Source organism: Streptomyces sp. MP131-18, from assembly GCF_001984575.1.
GTDB lineage: Bacteria > Actinomycetota > Actinomycetes > Streptomycetales > Streptomycetaceae > Streptomyces > Streptomyces johnsoniae.
Window position 1 is genome coordinate 526273 of record NZ_LZNS01000001.1, and the last position, 22295, is coordinate 548567.

The window sequence follows — 22295 nt, forward strand, 5'->3', positions numbered from 1 at the left end:
TCAGCCCGCGGCGGCCGTGGCGCGCCGGCGCCTGAGCCGGGCGGCCACCGCCACGACGGCTCCCGCCACCAGCAGCCCGTAGAGGCCCAGCGCGATTCCACTGTCGAACAGCACTCCCACGTCGCCCTCGCCCACGGCGAGCGCCCGCCGCAGTTCGGTCTCCGCCAGCGGCCCGAGGATGACGGCGATCAGCACCGGCGCCAGGGGGAGCCCGTAGCGGCGCATCATAAGGCCGAGCAGGCCGATCAGCAGCAGGAGGACGAGGTCGAACGAGGAGGCGCTGGTCGCGTACACGCCCAGGCCGCAGCAGACGGTGATGCCCGCGTACAGGTAGTGCCTGGGGATCAGCAGCAGTTTCGCCCACAGCGGCGCGAACGGCAGATTGATGAGGAGCAGCACGCCGATGCCGAGGAACAGCGAGGCTAGCAGCGCCCACACCAGATCGCCGTTCCGCTCGAACAGCAGCGGCCCCGGCTGCATGCCGTACTGCTGGAACGCGGCGAGCATGATGGCGGCCGTCGCGGACGTCGGCAGTCCGAGCGCGAGCAGCGCGCCCATCGCGCTGCCCGCGGTGGCGTTGCCCGCCGCCTCGGGCCCGGCGACGCCCTGGATGGCGCCGCGGCCGAACATCGGCCGCTTCCGCCGCCGGTCGAGCCGCTTCTCCGTGGCGTAGGCGAGGAACGTGGGGACCTCCGAGCCGCCGACGGGGATCACGCCGAACGGCACCCCGAAGCCCGTTCCGCGCAGCCAGGCGGGGAACGCCAGCCGCACGTCCTGCCGCGACAGCCACGGCCGTCCGGCGAGGGCGGGCCGGCTCGCCTGCGGTTCGCGGTGGATGCGGGAGGCGACGTGCAGCACCTCGCCGAGCGCCAGCAGCCCCACGGTGATGACCACGATGGCGATGCCGTCGAACAGCGGCGCCTGGTCCAGGGTGAACCGGGCGGCGCCGGATGTCGGGTCGACGCCGACCAGGGCCAAGGCGAGGCCGATGGCGAGGGCGATGCCGCCCTTGACGACGGAGTCCGCCACGACGGTCGCGGTGGCCGCGAAGGCGAACGCGGCCAGCGCGAAGTACTCGGCCGGGCCGAAGAGGGAGGCCCAGTCGGCGAGCCTGGGCGCGAAGAACACCATGAGGGTGGTGGCGATCAGGCCGCCGGTGAACGCCCCGACGGCCGCGGTGGCCAGCGCCTGCGGCGCGCGCCCCGCCCGCGCCATCCGGTGGCCCTCGATGGTGGCGGCGATCGCCGAGCTGTTGCCCGGCGTGTTCAGCAGGATGCCGGTGGTGGAGTCGCCGAACAGGCCGCCGTAGTACACCCCGGCGAACATGATGAACGCGCCGGTCGGGTCGAGCCCGAACGTCACCGGCAGCAGCAGGGCCACCGCCATGGCCGAGCCGAGGCCCGGCAGCACGCCGACGGCGGTGCCGAGGAGCGCGCCCGTGACGAGCAGCAGCAGGTTGAGCGGGGTCAGTGCGGCGCCGAAGCCGTCGAGGAGCAGCGGGACGGTGTCCATCAGAAGGCTCCTTCCAGCACGCCGGCCGGCAGATCGAGGCCGAGCCCCGCGGAGAACGCCAGTTGGAAGGCGGCCGAGACGGCCAGCGCCACCCCGGTGTCGAACAGGGGCCGTTTCCCGTCCAGCGCGTAGGAGACGCCCCAGAACAGCAGCGCGGCGGACAGCAGCCACCCGGCCGGCGTCAGGAGCACGATGAACGCGGCGAACGCGGCGACCACGATGCCGACGGCCCGCCAGTCCGTGTAGGTGCGCGGGCGCCCGGCGGCGGGGGCGTCCGCGGGGGGCGGCGCCGCGGCCCGCGGGCGGCGCAGGATCTGGACGGCGAGGGCGGCGGCCAGCGAGAAGGTGAGGATGATGACGATGACGGGGAAGAAGCGCGGCCCCGGGGAGCCGGCGGTCGAGGGCACGGTCATGGTGACGGTGCCGTGGGTGAGGAAGGCGCCGAGGCCCAGCAGGAGGGCCACGACGGCGAGTTCGCCGCGCCCGGCGGGCGCGGGTGCCGGGCCTTCGGGCCCGTCGGGGCCTTCGTGGCCTTCGTGGCCTTCGTGGCCTTCGGGGTCCGGTGGGCGGCTCCCGCCGCGCTCGGCGGTGGCGCTCACAGTCCCAGCTCCTCGATCACCTGGTGCACGCGGGCGGTCTCCTCGTCGAGGAACGCCTCGAAGGTCTCACCGGTCATGAAGGTGTCGGCCCAGCGGTTGCGCTCCAGCACCTCGGCCCATTCCGGCGACCTGGCCAGCTCGGTGGCGATGTCCTCCAGCTCCGCCCGTTCCTCCGCGGTGAGGCCGGGGGGTGCCACCACGCCGCGCCAGTTGGGCAGGGCGACGTCGAGGCCCTGCTCGGCGAGGGTCGGCACGTCGATCCCGTCGATCCGCTCGTCCGCGGACAGGCCGAGCGCGCGGAAGCGGCCGGACTCGATCTGGTCGGAGAACTCGTTGTAGCCGCTGACGCCCGCCGCCACGGTGTGGGAGAGCAGCGATGTCGTCACCTCTCCCCCGCCCGGGTAGGCGATGTAGTTCAGCAGGTCCGGGTCCATGCCGGCCTCCCGGGCGAGGAGCCCGGCGAGCAGGTGGTCGGTACCGCCCAGCGAACCGCCGCCGATCGCCGTTCCCTCCGGGTCGCGCCGCCAGTCCGCCAGCAGGTCGTCCAGCGTCCGGTAGGGCGAGTCGGCGGGCACGACGACCACACCGTAGTCGTCCGCGAGGCGGGCGATCGGCGTCACGTCCCGGAGGGTGTCCTCGCTGCCGGAGACTTCGATGCCGCCGACCATGACGGTGCCGGTGATCAGCAGCAGGGAGGCGTCCCCCGCCCGGTCGACGGTCTGGCTGAGCCCGATGGTCCCGGCGGCGCCGGGCACGTTGACCACCTGGACGCTGTTGACGATGCCCGCGGAACGCATGGTCTGCTGGGACTCGCGCGCGGCGAGGTCCCAGCCGCCGCCGGGTGCCGCGGGGGCCATCAGCGTCAGGCTGTTGCGCGCGCCGCCGCCGGACTCGCCGAGTCCCGCGTCGAGCACGGCCAGCGAGACCAGCACGGTGACCACGACCCCGTAGACTCCGGCGGCCAGGGGCCGGCGGCGCGGGTGCGGATGCTTGGTGAACATGGTCGGTCATCGTGCCGCCGGGCCCTGGGGCTGTCAGTACCCGCGCGGGTTGCTGCCACTTGTGCTTGTTTTGGTCATTGTGCTCACGGGCGCGGTGGCCGCGGAGACGTTGCCGACAGGGGGTCAGGGATGGGCGTGCGGACGCCGGGTGCGCGTTTCTCCCTGCCGAGGCCCACCCTGGCCGGGCAGTTCCTGGTGCTCCAACTCGGCCTGATCGTCGTGGTGCTTGCCGTGATCGCCGCGGTGTCCGTCGCGCAGGCGGACCAGGAGTTCCGGCGCAGCGAGGGCGGCCGGCTGCTGAACGTCGCGGAGGCGGTGGCCTCGCAGGAGGCGGTCAGGGTCGGGCTGACGGACGTGGCGCGGCGCGGCATCCTCCAGGCCACGGCGGAGCACGCGCGCGGCGTCTCCGGCGCCTCCTCGGTGGAGATCGCGGGCCCGGACCTGCGGGCGCTGACCGCCGCCGACCCGCGGCGCGTGGGCCGCGAACTGCCGCTGGGCGGCAGCAACGTGCTGGACGGCCGGTCCTGGACGGGGACGACCACGGCGGACGGAGCTACGTCCCTGGTGGCGCACGTCCCGGTGTTCGCGGAGACCGGGTCGCTGCTGGGCGTGGTCGCGGTGGCGAGCGAGGCGAAGCCGCTCGCGGAGCGGGTCGCCGCCGCGGCGCCCGATCTGCTGCTGTATCTCTCGGTGGCCAGCGCGCTGGGCGCGGCGGGTTCGTACCTGCTGGCCCGGCGCATCAAGCGGCAGACGCTCGGGCTCGAACCGGGCGAGATCACCAGTCTCGTCGAGCACCGCGAGGCGATGCTGCACGGCATCAAGGAGGGCCTGCTCGGCCTGGACGGCCACGGCCGCGTGACCCTGGCCAACGACAGCGCTCGCGATCTGCTGCGGCTGCCGCGGCAGGCCACCGGCCGCGCCCTGGCGGAGCTTCTGGTGGAGCCGCGGCTGCACGACGTGCTGGCGGGCCGCGTCAGCGGGCGGGACCAGGTGGTGTTCACCGGCGAGCGCATCCTCACCCTGAACCGGATGCCGCTGGTCACGGGCGGCCAGCCGGCCGGCTCGGTCACCACCATGCGGGACCTGACGGAACTGGCGTCGCTCCAGCACCAGTTGGAGACCACGCGGAGCGTCACCGACACGCTCAGGGCGCAGGCGCACCAGTTCTCCAACCACCTGCACGTGATTGCCGGTCTGGTGGAGCTGGCCGAGTATCCGGAGGTGCTGCGCTACATACGCGGCGTCGGCGGCGCGCACGCCGAGCGCACCTCGGGCGTGCTGACGAAGGTGGCGGACCCGTCGCTCGCGGCGCTGCTGATCGCGAAGTCCAGCCTGGCCGCCGAGCAGGGCGCCACCTTGCGGATCACGGAACGCAGCAGTCTCGGCCCGGTCCCCGAGACGCTGTCCGCCGATCTGGTCACGGTGACCGGCAATCTGGTCGACAATGCGCTGGACGCGGTGCGCGGCAGCGGGCCGTCGGCGTGGGTGGAGGTGGACCTGACCGTGCGGGACGGCGCGGGCGGGCCCGAAGTGGCCCTGGTAGTCACCGACTCGGGTCCTGGGGTGGCGCCGGAGCTGGCCGAGGAGGTGTTCCGGCACGGCTTCACCACCAAGGTCGCCGCGGACGGCTCGGGCCGCGGACTCGGCCTGGCCATCACCCGGCTGGTGTGCGCCCGCAGGGGCGGCGAGGCGACCGTGGAGGGCGCCGCGTTCCGTGCGCGGCTGCCGTGGCAGGACGCCCGGCGGAACGGAGCGGGGGCGGCGCGGTGATCAGCGTGCTGGTGGTGGACGACGACTTCATGGTGGCCAGGCTGCACCGCAAGATCATCGAGCGGACCCCGGGGTTCACGGTGGCGAGCGAGGCGCACACCGGCGCCTCGGCGCTCGACGCCGTGGCCAGGCTGCGGCCCGACCTCGTGCTGCTCGACCTTTATCTGCCGGATCTCGGCGGCCTTGAGGTGCTCCGGCGGCTGCGGGCGGGCGCGGGCGGCGGCACCGAACCGGACGTGCTGGTGGTCACCGCGGCCAGGGAGGCGGAGACCGTCAGGAGCGCGCTGCGGGGCGGCGCGGTGCACTATGTCATCAAGCCGTTCGAGGCGCCGGTTCTCCAGCAGCGGCTGCGCGACTACGAGCGGCGCCACCGGCAGCTCGCCGCCATGCGGGCGCCCGGGCAGGAGGACGTGGACCGGATCTTCGGCACCCCCGCGGCTTCCCGCATGCCCAAGGGCCTGTCCCGCGAGACCGCCGCGCTGGTCCGCCGCACACTGATCGAGGCGGACGGCGACCTGTCGGCGGCCGAGTGCGCGGCCGTCAGCGGCCTTTCGCGGGGCAGCGCCCGCCGGTACCTGGAGTACTGGGCCGCCACGGGCCGGGCCGGGGTCTCCCTGCGGTACGGCGCGACCGGCCGCCCGGAGCGCCGCTTCCACTGGTCGGGCGGCTGAACGCGGGCAGCGCGCCGCCCGGCTGCCGGGGCTCCCGGGTCAGTCCCGGACGGCGTCGACGTAGCCGAGCCGCCGGTTCATCCCGATGGCGGCGGCGTTCGCCGGGTGGTGGAAGGTGCGAATCCGGTCCACGCCGCACAGCGTGGCGAAGTCGGTGCCGGCCGTCTTCATCGCCAGAGCGATGCCTCGGCCGCGGTAGGCGGCCCTGACGCCGGTCATCTCGCTGAAGACGAATCCGGCGGTGCGGTGGTCCGACAGGGCGGCGAGGCCGCACCAGGTGTCGCCGTCGAGCGCGAGCACGACCCCGCGGGGATCGTAGGAGGGGACCTCGAACCTGCGCTCCACGTACTCGGGGTAGGTGAAGAAGGCTCCCCGTTCCGGGATGTCGGCGGAGCACTCCCTGTTCAGCTCGTACAGCAGGCGCCGGTGGCGCGGGGTGTCCCCCAGCTCGGCCAGCGTGGTGAGCTGGATACCGGCCGCCCGGCAGCGTGCCACGCAGGGCGCGAACGAAGCGGCGTCGAAGGTGGACACATCGAGCTCCAGCCTGACCCAGTGGTCCGCCACGGTGCCACTCCCCCTCCCTGGGCCCGGGCGGCGCCCTCACGCGCCAGCTTCGCACGCCCGCGGCACGGCGGACAGCGCGTCCCGCGCAAACGCGTTGGCCGGCGGCACGTCCGCTTCCTACAATCGCGCCGTGATCATTACCCAGACGCCACCGGGGCCACGGAGCCGCAGGTTCCCGGCGCACCGCGTGCCGCGCCGTGTGCCGCGCCGTGCCGTCCGGTCCGGGAGGGCGGGCCGTTGACACCGGAACAGAACGTCGTCCGTCTCGTCCGCGGGGTGCTCGGTGCCGATGTCGTGGGCGCGTACTTGCACGGCTCCGCCGTGCTCGGCGGGCTGCGGCCGCACAGCGATGTCGACGTGTTCGTCGTCCTGCGGCGGCGCACCACCGCCGAGGAACGCAGGGTGCTCGTCGGCGAGTTGCTCGGCATCTCCGGGGAGAAGGCCCGCCCGGTCCCCGCCCGCCCGGTCGAGCTGACCCTCGTCGTCCAGGACGACGTGCGCCCCTGGCGGTACCCACCGCGCTGCGAGTTCCAGTACGGCGAGTGGCTGCGCGACGCGTACGAGCGCGGCGAGGTGCCGTCGCCGGAGCCGAGCCCCGATCTCGCACCGCTGATCACCATGGTCCTGCTCGGGAACGCCGTGCTCTTCGGGCCGCCGCCGGGCGAGGTGTTCGCCCCCGTTCCCCACGAGGACGTCGAGCGCGCGATCGTCGCGGGAGTGCCGGAGTTGCTGGCCGATCTGGAGCACGACACGCGCAACGTCGTTCTCACGTTCGCCCGGATCTGGACAACTCTGGCGACCGGGGTCATCCGTTCCAAGGACGAGGCCGCGGCCTGGGCGCTCGGGGAACTCCCGGCGGAGCACCGGCCCGTGCTGGCCCGCGCCCGCGCCGTCTACCTCGGCGAGGAGAAGGAGCGCTGGGATGACCTGCTCCCGCGGCTGCGTCCGCACGCCGCGTACGTCACCGGTGTGATCGAGCGCCTTGCGGCGCGTGACGGGCGGGCCGGGGGCCACGGGCGCCGGTGACCCGGGGCACCGCCGGACAACACCTCTCCAGCGCGATACACACCTCGGCGGCCAAGGCGGCACGATCGGCCTCTCTCGCCATGACGCACACCGTAGTCCGACCTCGCGTCACACCAATCCCTGCCGAAAGCGGCAGTCCCGACCGGTGATCATTTCCGGTCGGAGCACCGGACACGGAAGCCCCACACAACGGTGGGGCTTCCGCTCGCCCTCCGAGCGGAGGGTCACGCCGCAGCTAGCCGACACGCAGTACGGGAGCCGGAGTCAGACACACCGGTCGCCTTGAGCATTCCAATGCACAGGGTCCTGCTCCAATCGGTGCCCTGGCTACCAACCTCGCAGGCGTCAACCTGCTCCGGCGAAACCTTGCCCACTATCGAGTCAAGGTACCTGTAGCAGTCGCCAGCAGTGGCCTGTGCCGGGCCGGCCACCACCAGCGAGCCGCCCACAAGCGCTCCGGCGAGAGCCACGGGCGCGGCGAACCTGAACAGTCGCTTCTCCAACGGAATCCCCTCCCTGGTCTGCGCCACCTCCACGGTGACGCCTCGGCCCATCGTTGACTCGATGGGTGGAGTGTTCGTCTCATCAGTACGACGAGGCAGCACTCCGGATCATGACGTGATGTGTCCCAGGTCACATCTCATAGGTGGCCCGGCCGCCTTCGCTTGCCGTTCAAGGCCCGGGTGTCGGACGCGACTGGATCTTGATCGCTGTTCTCGCTGTTCAGCGGACGTGAGGGCGGGCTTCGTCATGACGTCGGTGCATGCGGGTGCGTCGCCAGCCTGTCCGGCGGTGACGACGAACGCGAGAGGGCGGCAGCCGGCGTCGGCGGCGAGGGGGATTCGCGTGGTCAGTCCGCCGCGGGGCCGGCCGATGGCGTGGTCGCGTGGCTCCCATTGCGTCCCGGGCCGGAACTTGAACGGTGATCTCACCACCGGCCGCCACCCTGTGGTGTTCGGCTCGGGAGCAGTGGCTCGATCCGCGCCCACTGCGCGTCAGTCAAGGGCGTGCCCGGATCACCGATCAGGCGATCGGGAAGAAGCTCAGCTTCAGGCGGCGATGTGGGCTGCGAGCCGGTCAGTGGCGGTGCGGGGCTCGCGGCCCAGGAGTTCGGCCACCAGAGGGCCGGCTTCGGCGAAGTAGCCCGCGCGGGCAGCTTGATACCAGGTGAGCATGAGTCGGGCCAGCTGCTCCGGCACACCGACCGTGATCTGGTCGGCGACCCACTGTTCGTCGCCCAGGACGATGCGCTTGATAGTCCTACCGGTGAGGTCAGAGGCGATCTTGGTGAAATCGTCGAAGGTGACGGCGGTCGGCGCAGTGAGGGTCACGGGGCCGTCGAAGGAGCGGTCACCGGCGAGAATGACCGCAGTGGCCTCGGCTATATCGGCGCGGTCGGTATACGGTACGGGGCCGTCTTCCGGCTGGGCGATCACGCCGGTCCGCTGCCACGGGCCGAGGACCTGATCGAGCGGGCCGTAGGCGCCGTTGCGCAGTGCGGTCCAGGCGACTTCGGAGTCACCGAGGATCGCCTCGGTGGCGAGGTGGATGTCCGACGGCCGGTACGGGTTGCCCGGGACGGCGCCCTGCTGGCTCGTGTAGAGAACCCGCCGGGCGCCGGCCGCGACCGCGGCTTCGATGGCATTGCGGTGCAGGCTGACCATATCGGCGGCTGGGTCGTTGCCGGACACCAGAAGGACCTGCTCGGCACCGGCGAACGAGTCGCGCAGCGTGGCCGGGTCCTCGTAGGAGCCCTGTCGCACGCGCACGCCACGGTCGGCGAAGTGCCGCGCCTTGGCGGTGTCGCGGACACTGACACCGATCTGGTCGGCGGGTATGCGCCTGAGGAGGTGCTCGACGGTGGCGCCGCCCAGCCCACCGGTAGCGCCGGTGACAACGATCACGTTCTCGACCTTCCTGAAGTCATAAGTTGACCAAGCAGGTCAGCTTCCCTTCCGTCTGCGACCGTATGTAAGCTGACCCAGCGAGTCAAATTACGGCGATGGGCGACAGGGAAAGACGGTGAGGGCCATGGCCGGTGCGACGTCTTCGGAATCCCGGCTGCGCGCCGACGCCCGGCGCAATTCCGAACAGATCCGCTCTGCCGCGATCGGCGCCTTCCAGGGACAGGGCCTGACGGTGCCGCTGGAGGAGGTCGCCAAGGCAGCAGGGGTGAGCAAGGCCACGATCTTCAACCGGTTCGGCGGGCGGATCGGCCTCATCGAAGCCGTCATCGAAGAGGTCGTGGCAAGTGAGCTGTTCGCCGTCATCGACCACACTCGGACCATCGACGACGTCGGCGAGCGGATCACGTATTACCTCACCGCGATACGCGATCTCCAGTACCGCCAGCCCGCCTTCAATGACGTCCTGTTGCAGACATATCCGCATTCGCAGCAGCTCATGGAGATCTGCCGGGCCGGAAGCGAGGCCAACGAGGAGCTCACCGCAGCGGCACGAGCCTCCGGTGCGCTGCGGCCGGAGTTCACGGCGGACGACCTCCATGCACTCGTCGTCGACAACGCCCTCGCCCTCAAGCACGGCAAGCGGCCTCCCCGGGACGACTACGACCGGCGCACCATGTACCTCCTGGACGGAATCCGAGGGCGCTCCTCCGCTTCTGGCGGACGATGACCGCGCGCTTGCCCTGGTGCCGCGCGTCGCCCTGCGGGCTCGTCTCGCTCCGGCGCAGCGCGAAATCCGTGCAGCAAGAAAGGCTCTGGGTCAGGGCCAGCTGGACGCACGGGAGTTGAAGAACTCCGGGTCGCTGTGCACGGGGACGACGCACAGCAGGTGTCCGCCGGGGGCGCGCAGGATGCGGCACTCGAGCCACTGCGCCTCCTGACGCGCGCCGAGCGCGACGAGGCGTGCGGTCTCGGCCTCGACGTCGTCGGTCTCGATGTCGATGTGGTAGCGCGCGGTGTCGTCGACCGCCTGCACCGCGGCGACGATGCCCGGCACGGCCTCGTGCAGCACGGTGAACTGCCCCTGTTCCGGGGCGGGTTCGGCGGGGGCGCCGAGGGCGGCGGACCAGAAGGCCGTCGCGTCGGACGCCTCGGCCTCCGGCGTGTCGATCAGCAGCGCGTACACACGGCTCCGGTGCATGAACCGACCCTACCTTTGCCCGGAGCACCCCGTCCGGCCCCCGGAGGGGGGACGTGCCGTACCCGGGGCCGTCCCCACCGGGCCGAGCAGTGCCTGGTCGCGCCTCCGGAACTGAACCAGGGTGGAGGGCATGACGCACTCCTCTTCTTCCTCTTCTTCCTCATCTCTCGGCACGAACCCGGGCAGCACCGGCGCCCGTACCGGCCGGCCGCTGGCCGGCCGGGTCGCGGTCGTCACCGGGGCCTCCAGCGGCATCGGCGCGGCTACGGCCCGCCGTCTGGCCGCGGCCGGGGCGGGCGTCGCACTGCTTGGCCGCCGCGAGGACCGCCTCGTCGAGCTGGCCGGAGCACTGCGCCCCACGGCCGAAGGAACCATCCTGCCGGTGACGGTCGATGTCACCCGCCCGGCAGCCCTCGACGCGGCGGCCCGGACCATCGGCTCGGCGCTCGGCCCCGTGGACCTCGTGGTGGCCAACGCCGGGGTCATGCTCGGCGCGCCCTTCGAAACCGGCGACGCCGAGGAGTGGGACCGCATGATCGACGTGAACCTGCGAGCCCTGCTGCACACTTCGCGCGCGTTCACCGGCGATCTGATCGCCGCCGCGGCCGGGGGCGGCCCCGCGGACCTCGTGTACGTCGGCTCGGTGGCCGGGCACGCCCTCTACCCCAACTGGTCGGTCTACTGCGCCACCAAGGCCGCCGTGGCCCACCTGACCCGCAATCTGCGCGTCGAACTCGGCCCGCTCGGCGTCCGCGTGCGGAACGTGGAGCCCGGTGTCACCGTCACCGAGCTGGGGGCTGACATGCGCGACGCGGGAATGCGGGAGACGTTGGCGGCCATGCGGGCCGACGGGCAGCCCCTGGCCGCGGATGACATCGCCGAGGCCATCGCGTTCTCGGTCTCGGTGCCGCCGCACGTCAATATCGCCGAACTGGTGGTCGTTCCCGTCGCGCAGGGCTGACGCGGGAGCCGGCCGGCGGGGCCGGGCCTGCTTGAGCAGGCCCGGCCCCTCACGCCGAGAGGGAGGCCGCCACGGAGCCGTGGCCGAAGTCGTCCGGGCGCGGGCGGCGCAGGAACATCTCGCTGCCGGCGCCGTTGAGTATCTCGGCCTGGAGCCGCTGGACGTCGTCCGAAGGCTGGAGGCCGAGTTCGGTGCTGAGGATCTGGTAAAGGTCCTGATATGCCTGAAGGGCCTCGCCCCGGCGGCCGACCTGGTGCAGCGCCGAGATGAGCTGGCCGTGGAACCATTCATGCAGGGGATAGTCGTGGACCAGCGTCCGCAGATCCGGCAGGAGTTCGCGATGTCTGCCCAGCAGGGTGCCGGTCTCGATGTGCAGTTCCAGAGCGCGAATGCGCAACTCCTCGACGCGGGCGACCCGGCCGGCGAGCACGCAGCCGACGGGCACATTGCTCAGCACGGGGCCGCGCCACATACCGAGCGCGCGGCTCACCTGCTCGTCCGCCCGCTCGACCCGGCCGGCGGTCAGCTCCCACTGGGCGCGTTGAATGAGCCGTTCAAAACTGATGGTGTCGACCTCGTCGTCGTCGACCTGGAGTTCGTAGCCTGGGGCACGGGTGACGAGAAGGTCCCGATCCGGCTCGGTGACCTTTTCTTCCATGAGGAGTTTACGCGCGTGGTAAACGTGGGTTTGCAGCGTTCTCAGTGCGCCACGCGGCGGATTCTCCCCCCACAACTCCTGTATCAGCAGGTCCGTCGCCACGACGCCTCTGGGCTGGAGCGCCAGCAGCGCGAGCATCCGGGAGATCTTCGGTGCATTGATTGTGTATTCTCTGCCGTCATCGGTGACGATCTCGAAGCGACCGATGAGGTTGAGCTGCATTGCACACGCTCCTGTCTTGGCGCGTCGGCGCCTGTGGGCGTCACCAGGTGATGCTGGGAACGGTGGACCAGCTCCACCGAAGACCACGTGCTACAAGGAAAGGTCACACTACCGGCCGGTTGGTATGTTCTCGTCCCCGGCGTCTTGCGCTCGGCACCACGCGACGGCCTCGTCCGCGAGGAGGCGGTCCGTGTCGGCCAGCACCGCGGCGAAGTGGGCCACTGACGCCAGCGTGACGTGGTGGTGCCAGCCCGGGTAGGAGCGGCCGGTGAAGTCCCGCACCCCCACACGTTCCGAAATCCGGTCGAAGTCGCGCTGTACGACGTCCGAAAGCCGCGTCAGGCGCAGCACGGAGGGGAGGGACTGACCGCCGGCGTTCGTCAGCCACAGCCGCACATCGCTGCGCGCCTCGACGGACCACTCCCCCACCAGCAGCAGCCCATGCGGGCCCGCGCCCAGGTCCCGGGGCCCGGAGGGCAGTTGAGGAGCGACCACGGGGACCGCGGCGGCGATGGTGTGCCCGCCCTCGATCCGCACAGGGCGGCGCAGCCTGGTGAGGGTGGCGATGAGCTCTTCGGCGCTGCGCAGGCGCTCGCCGTAGGCGGGCAGTACGGAGGCGTCGATGCGGAGCCGGGTGTCCCGTCCGGCCCTGACGATGAACGCCTGGCTGTGCCCGGCGAGTTGGTGGGCGAGGGCGACGGCGTCCGCGCCCTCGGCGTCGACCACGAGCGGCCGCGGCGCGGGGGCGACCACGCCGTGCGGGTCGGTGACCAGTTCGCGAATGCACTCCTCCGGGCTGCCGCCCCTGGCCTCGGCGGGGATGCTGGCCCGCTCGCGCACCGGCCCCTCGGTCCAGCGCCGCGGGAGCACCAGGCGCCAGTCCACCGGCACGGCGGCACGTTCCGAGGCCACCCAGGCGCCCACCGCCTGCTGCCCGTTGATGATCTCGCCCAGGTGCGGAACGTACTGCTGGTCGACCCCGATCGAGTGCCGTCCGGCCTTGGGTATGACGGTGGGCCGGACGACCCAGGCCTCGTGCCCCAGGAGGGACCGCACGTGGCGCGCGAGGGCCTGGCGCACGGGTCGCCAGTCCCAGGGGGAGACGCTGATGAAGTGGTGCACGTTCTGGAGCGTGGCGTCGCCGCCGATGTAGTCGGAGATGTTGCGCAGCGTCTTGCGGCCGCGTAACGCCAGCAGTCCGCGCACGTACTGCTCGGCTTTCAGCCGCTGTCCGGTGCGGGGCAAGGAGGTGAACAGCCGCGACCCGAGGCCGGCGGGGAGGCCGGGGGCGGACGGCTCGCGCGGCGGGGCCTGGGGCGAGGTCATCGCTCGGGCCCGGTTGATACGGGTGGGTCTGACGTCGCTATCATCACTCCCCCTTGATCCGGATGTGGGGCCGGGCTCAATAAATCAACCATTCCATTTGTTTGCCTGAGGGACGTCAACCAGCGTCGCACGACGCGGAGACCGCCCTCACCTGGGGAAACGGGTGGGTGGGGGTGCGGGCGGGGACAGCGTCGTGACGGGACATCAGGGCGCGGTGACAGCAAGTCGTCGTCCTCTGCCATAAACATACCGGACGTTCGACACTTCAACAGTAGGGCCTCCGGCCATCCGGGCACCGCACGGCGGTATTTCGGGCCCAGGACGCGCCCGAACGGGCCACGCCGGGCCCAGCGGAACGTCTGGTGGTCCGCCAGCGGCCCGTCAGCGGCCCGTCGGTGGCCCGTCGGCCGACCGGGGGCCCCGATCCTCCGCCGCCGCCCTGCTGGCCGCGAGCAGCCGTTCGGCGCGGCCGGGCGAGGTGTCCAGCTGGGCCAGGACGCCGGGGACGGCGATGCTGGGCAGCACAAGCTCCAGGAGGGCCGCGATCTCGTCCACCAGTTGCGGCGACTCGTCGAGGGAGCCGCTCACGAGCTGAACTCCCGTCCAGGAGCCGACGAACAGCCGTGAGGTAACCGCCGGATCGACATGGGCGTGCACCTCGCCGCGCGCGCGGGCCTCCGCGATCATGTCCCTCCCGAGGACGATCCAGTCCGGCCAGCGGGTACCGAACAGGCCGCGGGCCTTCGGGTCGACGGCGAGCCGGATCGAAGCGCTGAGCATCGGCTCCCTCGGCAGACGGTAGGCCAGCAGCAGGCCCACATCCACCCACTCCTGGAGCTTGAGGGTCTGCGGCACCAGCCCCTCGGAGGTGACGGCCTCGGCGAGCACGCCCCGCGCCAGCTCCTCCTTGGAGGTGAAATGGAAATACAGGGCCCCACGGGTCAATTCGGTCCTGTCGAGGATCGCGGAGATGGAGGCGGCGTCGTAGCCGCACTCGTTGAAGACCTCGGCCGCGGCCTCCAGAAAGAGCCTACGGGTCCGAATTGCCCGATCTTGCCTCGCCAACGGGGACTCCAATGACTTTTTCTTTACCTGCATCTTGCAACAGACCGGAGAACCGGTATCTTATCAGTGTTTGTTCGCCGCTTGCATCGCATCCCGGGGGGATCGTGACCGAGGCTCCTGCTGCATGTCTGCATCCATTGTCCGATCCTTTAGCCCGGCCGAGGACGTACTTCCCTTTCGGCATCTCCGCAGAAGTACGCACCGTGCCGCGGGAGTACGTTCACCTCGTACACGAGGACACTGTCTTCATCACCGGCTGGAAACGGCTGAAAACCCATAAGTTTCTGCTCACCGCCGTATGGCCGGGAAGCGCCGGAATACGGCCCTACGATCCCCGCGTTCTGTCACAGCTGATCAGACAGAGCGGCCTGGCCATCGCCCATGCGGAATACGACGTGCCGCTGGCCTATCAAACTCTGCTCCACTCCCTGGACTACGACGTCGCCGAGGGCCTCTCCCTGCCGGACGACCGTCCCACGCCCCTGGAGATCGAGGTCGTCGTGGCCGAGGCCGGGCGCAAGGGCCGCACCGCCAGGTCCCTGACCATGGAGGTCCGCCTCAGGGCGCACGGCGCCACCGTCGTCACGTCCCGCTCCGAGTTCGGGTGGGTCTCCCCCGCGGTCTACCGGCGCCTGCGCGGGGGCCGCTCCACCGCCGCCTGGGGGGCGTGGCCCCTCCCCGCCGCGCTCGCCCCCGAGTCCGTCGGCCGCGCGGCCCTCGCGGACGTGGTGCTGTCGCCGGGGCTGCGCCCGCACCACTGGCAGTTGCGCAACGACGTCGCCAACACGCTTTTGTTCGACCATCCCGTCGACCACGTGCCGGGGCTCGTGCTCGTCGAAGCGGCCCTCCAGGCCGCACAGACCCGGCTTCCCGGCTTCGCGGTACGCACCGTCCGCAGCAGCTACCAGCGGTTCGCCGAACTGGACGAACCGTGCTGGATCGAGGTCCGGCCCGCGGGACCGCCCGGCCCCGACGGCGCGGACACGCTCCTCGTGGGCGGCACCCAGGACGGCAGGCCCGTGTTCGACATCGCCCTGGGCGGCACCGTCCGCCGTACCGTGTCCCACCCGTAGGGCCTGCCCAGGAAGTACCGGTGCTCCCCGGCGCCCCCGCCCGGGGGCCCGGTCCTGGCTGCTCGCCGGGGGCTTCGCGCCGGGCCCGGGCCGGCTGTCACCAGGCCCAGGCTTCGGGCCCCGGGCCGCCCTTGCCGATGGGCGGGAAGAGGGCGTCGAGGCGCTTCAGCACCTCGTCCGACAGGATGAGGTGCGCCGCCCGCAGGGCGCTCTCCAACTGGGCCACGCTGCGCGGGCCGATGACCGGGGCCGTCACCCCCGGCCTGGTCATCGTCCAGGCCAGGCCGACCTCGGCCGGGTCGAGACCGTGTTCAGCGCACAGGTCCTCGTAGGCGGCGAGGGTCTCACGGTGGGTCTCCAGGGCCTCGGCGGCCCGGCCCTGGGCACTCTTCATCGCCTCGCCCTCGGTGAGCTTCCGCAGCACGCCGCTCAGCAGTCCGCCGTGCAGCGGGGACCACGGGAGCACGGCCACCCCGTACCGCAGGCAGGCCGGAATGACTTCCAGCTCGATGTGCCGGGTGACGAGGTTGTAGACGCTCTGCTCGGAGACGATACCGAGGAAATTGCGGCGCGCGGCGTTCTCCTGCGCCTCCGCGATATGCCAGCCGGCGAAATTGGAGGAGCCGACGTAACGCACCTTCCCTTGCCGCGTCAGGAATTCCATCGCCTGCCACACCTCGTCCCAGGGGGCGCTCCTGTCGACGTGGTGCATCTGGAACAGGTCGATCCAGTCTGTTTTCAGCCGGCGCAGCGACGCATCGCAGGAGGCGATGATGTGGCGTGCGGAGAGACCGGATTCATTGGGCCAGTCGTCCATGGGGTTGCCGACCTTGGTGGAAAGGACGATCTTTTCCCGGCGGCCCCCGCCCAGTGCGAACCAGGAGCCGAGGAATTCTTCCGTGTAGCCCTTGTACTTCTGCCAGCCGTACTGGTTCGCGGTGTCCACGAAATTGATGCCGTGTGCGAGGGCCGTGTCCAGGATGGCGTGGCTCTCCTGGTCGTCGGCCCGGACGCCCAGGTTCAGGCTGCCCAGGCACAGCTCGCTGACCTGGAGGGCGGTGCGGCCGAGACGGGTGTAGCGCATGGTTGCCTCTCTGGCTCTCCGGGGCTTTGACGCGGTGGCGGGACGGCGTGCCGGCGGAAACGTCCGGTCAGGGCCGGCTCCGGTGGCGGGCGCTCAGCCGTTCCAGCTGGGGGACGAGGTCGTGCGGGCTCGGCGTCGCCATCATCTCCTCGTGGATGCGGCGCGCCCCCGCGTGGAAGGACGGCTCGTCGAGGACGCGGGCCAGCCGCTTCGTCAGCTCCTCGACGGAGTGCGCCTTCTGGTCGAGCAGCAGCCCGGCGCCCCGCGAGAGGACGTAGGCCGAAGTGGGGCGCATGTCCATGTGCTTGTGGGTGGAGGAGGTCGTGGTGCCGTCCGCGTGCTCCACCACGATCTTGATGTCGCCGTCGACGATGAGCTGCGGCGTGCGCGTCGCGGTCGCGGCCGCGAAGCTGCCCATCCCGCCGTGGTGGATGAAGGCGGAACAGCTCGGCAGCAGTTGCGTGAGCGGCAGGTAGTCGACGGTCCGTACGTTGGGCGGCACGCGGAAGTCCGCGATCTGTGAGGCGTCCAGCGTGGCGATCACGTCGATGTCCAGGTCGGCGACGCTTTCCAGCAGGGCCCCGACGAACTCCTCGCCGCCCTTGAAGAACTGACGTACCGACACCCCGAGCGACAGCGCCACACGCGGCCGCTTCGGGGCCTCGCGCAGCCACGGGGGGATCGGCGCGGCCCCGGTGAACGGCACCCAGCGCATCGGCACCAGGACGGTGCGGGTCGGCAGCCGCATCGGGGCGGGCATGGTGTCGATGGTCCACTGCCCGAGCAGCAGTTCCTCGTCGACCTCGACGCCGTGCCGTTCCGCTACCGGCCGCACCGCCCGCGCCAGGGGGCTCTCGGCTCCGGAGGCGGAGCCGTCGGCGCGGGCGGCGGCCAGCCGTTCGGTGATCCAGCCCCAGTAGTCGGGGCCCCACAGCAGCCGGGCGTGGGCGGCGCCCGCGGCGCGGGCGGCCACCGCGGCGGAGGGGAAGGCAGGGTCCCAGATGACGAGGTCGGGCTGCCAGGCCCTGGCGTAGGCAACGAGGTCGTCGATGCCGGGCATCGGCTCGGCGGACGAGGCGCCGGCGGGATGGAACTCCCACGTCGCCGGGAGCACGAACTGCCGGAAGTCGCCCCACGGATGGTGGTCCTCGCCGTCGAGTGCCAGGGCGGCCGCGACGTTGTCGAGCTCCTCGTCCATGCCGGGCGGCACGGGCTGCGCCGCGCCGCGCGCCGTGGGCATGCCGGCGCGTTCGCCGAGCGGCAGGGCCGTGAGGCCCACCGAGGTGATGGTCGCGGCCACATCGGGGTGGGACGCGATGACCACCTCGTGCCCTGCGCTCTGCAACGCGGAGGCGAGCGGCACCACGGGGTACAGATGGGCGGTGCCTGGCCATATTGTCATGAGCACTCGCACAGAGCTCTCCCTCGGAGAAGCGCGACCACGTCGATGAGCCGCGGGCCTGAAGACGCAACAATCGGGCAAGTCAGCCTGGACGCTACAGCGGGGCACGCAACCGGGCGCCCACTCCCGGGTAACCCCGCACCGCCGCCGGCCCGCCGGCCGAGCCCCGTCACGCGTGCCGCGGCGCATCCGGGGCCCTGCACACAGCACCGTCACGCCATCTGACGGGGCATTGGCCACTGACAAAAAGGTTCGTGACAAACAAATGATGAGCAGTTGAGCGACGTCTGTGCAGGAACCATCATGGACCGGACGCCTATAACAGAGATCATTTGTGATCGAAAGCGGCGGCTTTCGCGTCATTTTCCAAAGAATCGACAGCAGATTGGAAAAAACATGGCTGAGGACAACCGCATACCCGTGACCCTCATCGGGCTGGGCTCGATGGGCGCGGCGCTGGCCGAGGCGTTCGTCGGGGCCGGGCACCCCACGACCGTGTGGAACCGGACCGCCGCCAAGGCCGAGCCGCTCGTCGCCAAGGGTGCGGTGCGTGCCGAGGCCATCGGAGAGGCCGTCGCCGCCAGCGGGCTGGTGATCACCTGTATGACCTCCTACGAGGCGACGAAGCAGGCGCTGGAGCCGGCCGCCGACGCGCTGTCCGGCCGCACCCTGATCACGCTCAACTCCGGCATTCCCAGCCACGCCCGCGAGTTCGCGGAGTGGGCCACCGGGCACGGTGCCCGGTTCCTGGACGGGGCGGTCAAGAATGTGCCCCAGGCCGTGGGCCTGGCTGACACGCTCATCTACTACAGCGGCGACAAGGCCGTCTTCGACGAGTACGAGTCGACCGTGAAGGTGCTTGGCGGCGACACCGTCTTCCTCGGCCCCGACGTGGACACCGCCAAGCTTTACGAGGCGGCCGTCGGCACCACCCTGCTACCGGCGCTCGTCGGCTTCTTCCAGGGCGCCGCCATGCTGAAGAAGCGCGGCCTCGAGGTCTCCTCCATGGTGCCGTACTCCATCAAGTGGCTCGAGATGATCAACTCCATCCTGCCGGTGCTGGCGGAGCAGATCGACTCGGGCGACTACAGCCAGGCGTTCTCCTCCATCGGCCTCTTCCACGCCGCCATCGACGACGAGTACCAGATGGGCAAGGACGAGGACGTCGACATCAGCTGGCAGGCCCCCATGCACGACCTGCTGCGCCGCGCCGTCGCCGAGGGTCACGCCGAGGACAACATCTCCGCCCTGGCGGAGATGTTCCTGAAGCCGGAGAAGAAGGACTGACCTTCGGCTCCGGCCCCCCACCGTCGGGCCCGCCCGTGCGGGCCCGCCGCCGACGGGGCCCGGTGCCGGTGCCGGGGGCTGTCCGGCGCCGGACCCGGGCTCCTCGTCATGCCCGGCAGAACGGCCGGCCCGCGGACACGCCGCGGGTCGGCCGCCGTTTCAGGGGCCGTCTTCAAAGGGATTACCCGGCTCGCGACGGCTGGCGCCCCCCTGGCCGCGTTGCCTTGCCAGCGGGGCGCCATCCGCCGCTCGCTGATCGGACGCCCCTTTGAAGACGGACCCTAAAGCACCGGGGTATCGGGCTCGAGCCCCAGCAGGGCGCGGCCGTGCACCTCCAGATTGGTGGCGGGTGCCATCATCCCGTGCAGCGAAAGTCCCTCCAGGTCCCGGTAGAAGCGCTGGAACGGCGCGCTGCGGGCCAGCGCGGACGCCCCGCTCACGGAGTGCAGCAGCTCCACGGCCTCCTTCAGGGACTGGATGGCGAAGCCGCAGCGGCCGTGCACCGTGGCGCGTTCCTTCGTGGTGGGGTACTCCCCGGCGTCCGCCCTGCGCTGGAGGAGGTCCACCACCTCGTCCGCGAGCGCCCTGGCCGCCGCGATCCGGTTCTCCGCCTGGGCGACGGTGAGCTGCGTCAGCGGGTGCCGGCTCTGGTCCTCCCAGTTGGTGTAGGCGATCGCGCGGCCCGGCAGCCGCTCGACGAACAGGTCGAAGGCCGCCTGCGCCATGCCGATGTAGACCGCCACGGCCTCCGTCATCACGAGGCCGATCAGCCCGTAATTGCGGCCGGTCGCCCCGGAGTTCCAGCGGTCCGTGAGGGTGCCCTCGACGGCCGCCTCGCCGTCGGCGATCCGGTGCTCGGGAACGAACACGCTCTTGGCCGTCGCGGTCGAACTGCCGGTGGCGCTGGCCGCGGACACGTACCAGTCGTCGGCAATCTCCAGCTCGTCCATCGGGACCAGCGCGTAGACCAGCTCCACCGAGCCGTCCGGCTTCTCCAGCAGGGCCGCCAGCATGTCCCAGTCCGCCGCGCGGCAACCGGTGTTGAAGCGCCAGGTGCCGTCGAGCAGGTACCCGCCCTCGGTGGGCGTCACGGTGCCGCCGGGGGTGAAGCCGCCCGAGACGCGGACCGTTCCCTCGGCGAAGACCTCCTCCTGGGCCGAGTCCGGGTAGAGCGTGATCATCCAGGCCGTCGATACCCAGGAGGCGGCGGTCCAGCCGGTCGAGCCGCAGCCGCGGGAGATCTCCTCCAGGATCGTGAACTGCTCGGCCAGGGGCAGGTCCAGCCCCCCGAAGCGGCCGGGCACCGCCATCCGGAAGACGCCGGCCTCGTCGAGCAGCCGGATGTTGTCCCCCGGGAGCCAGCGCCGCTCCTCGGCCTCGCGGCCGTTCGCCCGCAGGGTGGGGACGGCGGCCCTGACCGCTTCCAGTACGGATGCACCCGTCGGTTGCGTCGGCGTCATCTTCTGCTGCTCCTCAGCTGAATCGGGCGGGGTCGTCGGACGGAGGGCCCGGAGCGGGACGGCGCGGCATCAAAGCCGTTCACAGCGTCACCGCACCGGAGTTGAGCACCGCCAGGAGCGTGCGCGCCTGGACGTTCACGTAACGGCTGTGCTGCACCAGCTCGTTGAGCTGGGCCGGGGTGGCCCAGCAGAAGTCGGGCGGCGGCCGGAGGGGCGCCTCGCTCTCGTCGGCCTCGACGAACAGGTACCGGCTCTCGGCGTTGAGGAACCGCCCGCCCTCCTCGGAGTGCACGGCCTCGTAGCGGACGCGCGCCGGCTCAGCGGCCAGCACGCCGTCGAGGAACGGCGGGCGCAGCCCGCCCGTGAGGTGGGCGTAGTTGCCCGGCGTGTACTGGACGGTCGGGGCCAGTTCGACGGTGTCCAGGAGACCGGCCTCCATCCGGGCGTGCGCCAGCAGGTGCGGCACGCCGCCGAAGCGGCGGGTCAGGAAGCCGGTGACGCCGGTGCCGCGGGGCTCGATCAGCGGCTGGCTCCAGCCGCCGACCTCCCGGCTGTCCGCCTCCACGGACACGCCCACCACGCGGAAGTACCGGCCGTCCTCGTGCTCGATGCCGCTCGGGCCGCGCACCCAGTCCGCGACCTGCGCCAGTGGTTTCCGCGTCACCCGGACGTCCTGCCGCGCGCGCACGCCGGAGAACCAGGACCGCAGGTCCAGGTCCGAGTGCAGCGCGCCCTCGTCGGCCTGTCCGGTGGGAACGCAGGCCAGGACGGTACGCGCGTCCATGTTCACCACGTTGTCCCGGCGCAGCAGCTCGCCTATCTGACCGAGCGTCAGCCAGCAGAAGTCGTCGTCGAGGGCGACGTCCTCGTCGGTCTCGACGATCATGTTGCGGTTGGACTTGCCCAGGAACCAGGCACCGTGCTCCGACTGGAGGACGTCGGCCAGGATGCGGCCGCGGCCCGGCCGGACGAAGTGGTCGATGTATTTGACGTCCGCCCCGCGGTGCACCTTGGTGTAGTTGCTGCGGGTGGCCTGCACGGTCGGGGACAGCTGGAGCAGGTTGCGGTTGCCCGGCTCCATCTTGGCCTGCATCAGGAAGTGCAGCACCCCGTCGAACTCCCGGGCCAGCAGCCCGAGTATGCCCACTTCCGGCTGTCTGATGATGGGCTGTTCCCAGTGTGGGAACGGGGCGGTGCCGGTCTCCGCGGAGATGCCCTCGATGGTGAAGAAGCGCCCGCTGCGGTGGGCCAGGTTCCCCGTGTCCGGCGCGAAGGACCAGCCGTCCAGCTGCGCGAAGGGCACACGTTCCACCCGGAAGTGGTGGGCCAGCCGCCGCCCGGCGAGCCAGTCGGCGAACTCCGCGGTGCCCAGCGAGGCGGCGGTGCCCAGCGACGCGGCGGAACGGACGAACTTCTCCCGCACCCCGTCGTCACGGCGGGCCCGCAGCATGGTGACGGTGCTCATCGGCATGCCTTCCCCTCTGCCCTCGACGGCCGCGCCGCGGCGCG

Annotated in this window: 21 protein-coding genes and 1 pseudogene; 7 read left to right on the forward strand and 15 right to left on the reverse strand. The window is 71.5% G+C overall.

Annotated features, from left to right (window positions below):
* Genes STBA_RS02365 through STBA_RS02375 form a run of 3 tightly spaced genes read right to left on the reverse strand, consistent with a single transcriptional unit; the run spans nt 1 to nt 3112 of the window.
* Nucleotides 1-1512, reverse strand: coding sequence for a tripartite tricarboxylate transporter permease (locus STBA_RS02365; RefSeq protein ID WP_077057638.1), 1512 nt, complete (start codon nt 1510-1512; stop codon nt 1-3).
* Nucleotides 1512-2111: a tripartite tricarboxylate transporter TctB family protein gene (locus STBA_RS02370; protein WP_216355905.1), complete on the reverse strand. Its 600-nt coding sequence runs from the start codon at nt 2109-2111 to the stop codon at nt 1512-1514. The genes STBA_RS02365 and STBA_RS02370 overlap by 1 nt, the downstream gene beginning before the upstream one ends.
* On the reverse strand, nt 2108-3112 hold the full coding sequence (locus STBA_RS02375; RefSeq protein ID WP_079251671.1) for a tripartite tricarboxylate transporter substrate-binding protein: 1005 nt from the start codon (nt 3110-3112) through the stop codon (nt 2108-2110). The genes STBA_RS02370 and STBA_RS02375 overlap by 4 nt, the downstream gene beginning before the upstream one ends.
* Nucleotides 3113-3241: 129 nt before the next feature.
* Here STBA_RS02375 and STBA_RS02380 point away from each other — a divergent pair, with 129 nt between their 5' ends.
* Both STBA_RS02380 and STBA_RS02385 read left to right on the forward strand, forming a co-directional pair.
* On the forward strand, nt 3242-4882 hold the full coding sequence (locus STBA_RS02380; RefSeq protein WP_077057639.1) for a sensor histidine kinase: 1641 nt from the start codon (nt 3242-3244) through the stop codon (nt 4880-4882).
* Nucleotides 4879-5553, forward strand: coding sequence for a response regulator (locus STBA_RS02385; protein ID WP_171987619.1), 675 nt, complete (start codon nt 4879-4881; stop codon nt 5551-5553). The genes STBA_RS02380 and STBA_RS02385 overlap by 4 nt, the downstream gene beginning before the upstream one ends.
* A 39-nt stretch (nt 5554-5592) precedes the next feature.
* On the opposite strand, the gene STBA_RS35450 is transcribed toward STBA_RS02385, so the two are convergent.
* Nucleotides 5593-6117 carry a GNAT family N-acetyltransferase gene (locus STBA_RS35450; protein WP_079251672.1) on the reverse strand — a complete coding sequence of 175 codons (525 nt, stop codon included), beginning with the start codon at nt 6115-6117 and terminating at the stop codon, nt 5593-5595.
* 237 nt (nt 6118-6354) lie between these two features.
* Between STBA_RS35450 and STBA_RS02395 the strand changes: the two genes are divergently transcribed.
* Nucleotides 6355-7143, forward strand: coding sequence for an aminoglycoside adenylyltransferase family protein (locus tag STBA_RS02395; RefSeq protein WP_077057640.1), 789 nt, complete (start codon nt 6355-6357; stop codon nt 7141-7143).
* Between the two features lie 224 nt (nt 7144-7367).
* On the opposite strand, the gene STBA_RS02400 is transcribed toward STBA_RS02395, so the two are convergent.
* From STBA_RS02400 to STBA_RS02415, 3 genes and pseudogenes are all read right to left on the reverse strand, one after another.
* Nucleotides 7368-7679, reverse strand: a complete 312-nt coding sequence (locus STBA_RS02400) for a hypothetical protein (RefSeq protein WP_143659410.1) — start codon at nt 7677-7679, stop codon at nt 7368-7370.
* A gap of 237 nt (nt 7680-7916) precedes the next feature.
* Nucleotides 7917-8027 (reverse strand): annotated as a pseudogene (locus tag STBA_RS38600) (IS5/IS1182 family transposase); the annotation flags it as partial.
* A 165-nt stretch (nt 8028-8192) separates the two neighbouring features.
* Complete coding sequence (locus tag STBA_RS02415) at nt 8193-9047, reverse strand: NAD(P)H-binding protein (protein WP_077057642.1); 855 nt, start codon at nt 9045-9047, stop codon at nt 8193-8195.
* A gap of 127 nt (nt 9048-9174) precedes the next feature.
* On the opposite strand from STBA_RS02415, the gene STBA_RS02420 reads away from it, so the two are divergent.
* Complete coding sequence (locus STBA_RS02420) at nt 9175-9777, forward strand: TetR/AcrR family transcriptional regulator (RefSeq protein WP_077057643.1); 603 nt, start codon at nt 9175-9177, stop codon at nt 9775-9777.
* 90 nt (nt 9778-9867) lie between these two features.
* On the opposite strand, the gene STBA_RS02425 is transcribed toward STBA_RS02420, so the two are convergent.
* Nucleotides 9868-10248, reverse strand: a complete 381-nt coding sequence (locus tag STBA_RS02425) for a VOC family protein (RefSeq protein WP_077057644.1) — start codon at nt 10246-10248, stop codon at nt 9868-9870.
* Between the two features lie 130 nt (nt 10249-10378).
* Here STBA_RS02425 and STBA_RS02430 point away from each other — a divergent pair, with 130 nt between their 5' ends.
* Nucleotides 10379-11209, forward strand: a complete 831-nt coding sequence (locus tag STBA_RS02430; RefSeq protein WP_079252339.1) for an SDR family oxidoreductase — start codon at nt 10379-10381, stop codon at nt 11207-11209.
* Nucleotides 11210-11258: 49 nt separating this feature from the next.
* Here the strand turns inward: STBA_RS02430 and STBA_RS02435 are convergent, their stop codons facing one another.
* The 3 genes from STBA_RS02435 to STBA_RS02445 all read right to left on the reverse strand — a co-directional run bounded on the left by STBA_RS02435 (nt 11259) and on the right by STBA_RS02445 (nt 14480).
* Nucleotides 11259-12089, reverse strand: a complete 831-nt coding sequence (locus STBA_RS02435; RefSeq protein ID WP_077057645.1) for an AfsR/SARP family transcriptional regulator — start codon at nt 12087-12089, stop codon at nt 11259-11261.
* Between the two features lie 108 nt (nt 12090-12197).
* The gene (locus STBA_RS02440; RefSeq protein ID WP_077057646.1) at nt 12198-13415 is read right to left on the reverse strand and encodes a transposase; all 1218 of its coding nucleotides are present in this window, start codon (nt 13413-13415) and stop codon (nt 12198-12200) included.
* Nucleotides 13416-13796: 381 nt separating this feature from the next.
* The gene (locus STBA_RS02445) at nt 13797-14480 is read right to left on the reverse strand and encodes a ScbR family autoregulator-binding transcription factor (RefSeq protein WP_077063055.1); all 684 of its coding nucleotides are present in this window, start codon (nt 14478-14480) and stop codon (nt 13797-13799) included.
* Between the two features lie 203 nt (nt 14481-14683).
* On the opposite strand from STBA_RS02445, the gene STBA_RS02450 reads away from it, so the two are divergent.
* Nucleotides 14684-15553, forward strand: coding sequence for a ScbA/BarX family gamma-butyrolactone biosynthesis protein (locus STBA_RS02450; RefSeq protein WP_253194490.1), 870 nt, complete (start codon nt 14684-14686; stop codon nt 15551-15553).
* A 97-nt stretch (nt 15554-15650) separates the two neighbouring features.
* On the opposite strand, the gene STBA_RS02455 is transcribed toward STBA_RS02450, so the two are convergent.
* Nucleotides 15651-16637, reverse strand: a complete 987-nt coding sequence (locus STBA_RS02455; RefSeq protein ID WP_077057647.1) for an aldo/keto reductase — start codon at nt 16635-16637, stop codon at nt 15651-15653.
* A gap of 67 nt (nt 16638-16704) precedes the next feature.
* Entirely contained in the window at nt 16705-18039 is a 1335-nt protein-coding gene (locus STBA_RS02460; RefSeq protein ID WP_253194491.1) for a nucleotide disphospho-sugar-binding domain-containing protein, read from the reverse strand.
* A 396-nt stretch (nt 18040-18435) separates the two neighbouring features.
* Here STBA_RS02460 and STBA_RS02465 point away from each other — a divergent pair, with 396 nt between their 5' ends.
* A complete protein-coding gene (locus tag STBA_RS02465) occupies nt 18436-19326 on the forward strand; it encodes an NAD(P)-binding domain-containing protein (RefSeq protein WP_077057649.1) in 891 nt (296 codons plus the stop codon).
* Between the two features lie 281 nt (nt 19327-19607).
* Here STBA_RS02465 and STBA_RS02470 read toward each other — a convergent pair whose 3' ends face one another.
* Nucleotides 19608-20786, reverse strand: a complete 1179-nt coding sequence (locus STBA_RS02470) for an acyl-CoA dehydrogenase family protein (RefSeq protein WP_077057650.1) — start codon at nt 20784-20786, stop codon at nt 19608-19610.
* 79 nt (nt 20787-20865) lie between these two features.
* Nucleotides 20866-22251, reverse strand: coding sequence for an NDP-hexose 2,3-dehydratase family protein (locus STBA_RS02475; RefSeq protein WP_077057651.1), 1386 nt, complete (start codon nt 22249-22251; stop codon nt 20866-20868).
* Nucleotides 22252-22295 lie beyond the last annotated feature (44 nt).

Coding starts and splice junctions, on each gene's coding strand:
- STBA_RS02420 (WP_077057643.1), top strand. CDS start 9,175: ATGGCCGGTGCGACGTCTTCGGAATCCCGGCTGCGCGCCGACGCCCGG.
- STBA_RS02435 (WP_077057645.1), bottom strand. CDS start 12,089: ATGCAGCTCAACCTCATCGGTCGCTTCGAGATCGTCACCGATGACGGC.
- STBA_RS02380 (WP_077057639.1), top strand. CDS start 3,242: ATGGGCGTGCGGACGCCGGGTGCGCGTTTCTCCCTGCCGAGGCCCACC.
- STBA_RS02475 (WP_077057651.1), bottom strand. CDS start 22,251: ATGAGCACCGTCACCATGCTGCGGGCCCGCCGTGACGACGGGGTGCGG.
- STBA_RS02455 (WP_077057647.1), bottom strand. CDS start 16,637: ATGCGCTACACCCGTCTCGGCCGCACCGCCCTCCAGGTCAGCGAGCTG.
- STBA_RS02470 (WP_077057650.1), bottom strand. CDS start 20,786: ATGACGCCGACGCAACCGACGGGTGCATCCGTACTGGAAGCGGTCAGG.
- STBA_RS02425 (WP_077057644.1), bottom strand. CDS start 10,248: ATGCACCGGAGCCGTGTGTACGCGCTGCTGATCGACACGCCGGAGGCC.
- STBA_RS02465 (WP_077057649.1), top strand. CDS start 18,436: ATGGCTGAGGACAACCGCATACCCGTGACCCTCATCGGGCTGGGCTCG.
- STBA_RS02440 (WP_077057646.1), bottom strand. CDS start 13,415: ATGACCTCGCCCCAGGCCCCGCCGCGCGAGCCGTCCGCCCCCGGCCTC.
- STBA_RS02430 (WP_079252339.1), top strand. CDS start 10,379: ATGACGCACTCCTCTTCTTCCTCTTCTTCCTCATCTCTCGGCACGAAC.
- STBA_RS02460 (WP_253194491.1), bottom strand. CDS start 18,039: ATGACAATATGGCCAGGCACCGCCCATCTGTACCCCGTGGTGCCGCTC.
- STBA_RS02365 (WP_077057638.1), bottom strand. CDS start 1,512: ATGGACACCGTCCCGCTGCTCCTCGACGGCTTCGGCGCCGCACTGACC.
- STBA_RS02375 (WP_079251671.1), bottom strand. CDS start 3,112: ATGTTCACCAAGCATCCGCACCCGCGCCGCCGGCCCCTGGCCGCCGGA.